Origin of the sequence: Lysobacter claricitrinus, from assembly GCF_045866565.1 — a bacterium.
Classification (GTDB): Bacteria; Pseudomonadota; Gammaproteobacteria; order Xanthomonadales; family Xanthomonadaceae; genus Cognatilysobacter; species Cognatilysobacter claricitrinus.
In genome coordinates, this window is record NZ_BAAFZV010000004.1 from 2453 (window position 1) to 4193 (window position 1741).

The 1741-nt window shown below is 60.0% G+C and carries 3 protein-coding genes; all 3 read right to left on the reverse strand.

The window, feature by feature from the left end; translation table 11 throughout:
- Positions 1-317: 317 nt before the first annotated feature.
- A complete protein-coding gene (locus ACKTTN_RS13935) occupies positions 318-632 on the reverse strand; it encodes a hypothetical protein (RefSeq protein WP_407910514.1) in 315 nt (104 codons plus the stop codon).
- Positions 633-756: 124 nt separating this feature from the next.
- Complete coding sequence (locus ACKTTN_RS13940) at positions 757-1092, reverse strand: hypothetical protein (protein ID WP_407910515.1); 336 nt, start codon at positions 1090-1092, stop codon at positions 757-759.
- 57 nt (positions 1093-1149) lie between these two features.
- Positions 1150-1741: DUF421 domain-containing protein (locus ACKTTN_RS13945; RefSeq protein WP_407910516.1), on the reverse strand; the 592-nt coding region annotated here is incomplete at its 5' end.

Below are 1741 nucleotides of genomic sequence, written 5' to 3' on the forward strand. Positions count from 1 at the left end.
CTATGCGATGTGCGGCCGCGTGCGTGGCGGACACGTTTCGCTGTGACGCGGAAGGTGAGTGGCTCACCGCAGTGCGGGAACACCTGTCATCTCGCCCGACGTGAATCAGTGCGCCACGTGCGCGTCGCACCAGTACGCGATGTGCTGATCAGTGCAGGCGGGTTCATCTCGTGGACAAACATGAGTGCGCAGTGCCAAGCGCCAGGTGACGCAGGAGTCTACCGCGACGATCATTCAAGATTCGCCTGCCTGACGCCACGCCATGCGCAGCATCGGCCATACGCAAAAATCCATTCGGACGAGCTTTGGCCAACACGTCACGACGGCAGTTTGAACTTGCGCGTGCTCCGTAGAGGCCAGACCGAGGTGAACTGCGCGCCGCCGTTGAGGCGATATGCAGCGGACATGCCCGCCGAGATGCCCAATCCCTCCAAAGCGTCTTTCGCCTTGCGAAACACGGGGCGTGGATCGGCGGTGAGCATGAAGAAGTTGAACTCCTTCGCACTTGTGTCGTAACCCTCAAGCTCCACCGAATCGCCAAAGACGGCCGTCAGCGCCGCCTCTATCGACGGAACCACCGACTCGTCCGTGAGAGACGGCCGCCAGAGTTTGATGACGAGCTGATACTCCATGGCGCGATTGTAGGCCTAACGCCGGACTTCAACTGCGCGCCACGAGCGCCGGCCGGACAAGTCGTTGAGGGTCAGTTACCGAAGCGCGCCTGATTCGACGACAAGAGCGTAGGGATCCGGCTGATTAGACACAGGAGCGACGCGACCGGTGACGGTAAACCGACGCCCCCGTTGCGCGGAGGACGCTGACTTGATTCAAGAACGCCAGGGTTGGCGTAAACGCATTCCGGCTGGCCTTCAAGGAGCCGTCCTTGCTCATGACGAGCAACAGGGCCTTTGATGGGCAGGCGGCGCTGTGCAGTCCGATATGTTGTTTGTAGCTGCCGGCGACGCCGTTCAGCGTCATCTGCCGTGTGGCGAATGCTGACGGATTGGCAAGTACGGCGCACAAGGGATCTTCTGGTGTCTTGACGCAGCTGGTGAGAAGGAGGACGACTGCGATGGCAAATAGTTGTTTCATGGCCGCTAACACCTGAGTTGGGCCGCGCCGCGAAGCGGCGTCGGCTTGGACGACTTGTTAGCCCTCGCCCCCGCCTCGAGCAATGCCGTCTGGCGAGGCGGATTCGGGTTCGCGCTTTACCACACTAATGACGCCGTTGTTTTCCAGCACAGCGTAGTGGACATCTTCCACCGAGGTGCATCCTGCCTGACGCAACGCGCTGTGCAGCTCGTGGCTGGTCAAGTGGGCCTTCGCGGCGAAGTCTTCGTACAGCTTGCCGTTATGGATGATGACTAGAGGGCGTCCCTCAATCAGAGCCTCGAGCCGCTTGCTCTTGAAGGTTACGAGTCCAACCAAGTAATTCACGGCAACGAGAGTAACGGTAGAAATCAGTCCGCCCAAGAGTGAGCTGTCGCCACCGACCATGGAATTTTGGACGGCGTTGGAAAGCACGAGCAAAAGCACGAGATCGAACGGCGCGAGCTGGCCAATTTGACGCTTCCCGCTAATACGGATGATCGCGAGCAAGAAGGCATAGACAGCTGTTCCTCGCACGACGAATTCCCACCACGGGAGCGTCATATCAAACATGGCTTTCGGTCCCCAGTAGAAGTTCGGTGCGCAGGCTAGCACCTGGGTTAAGCCGGACCCGGAAGCGGCGTCGGCTTGG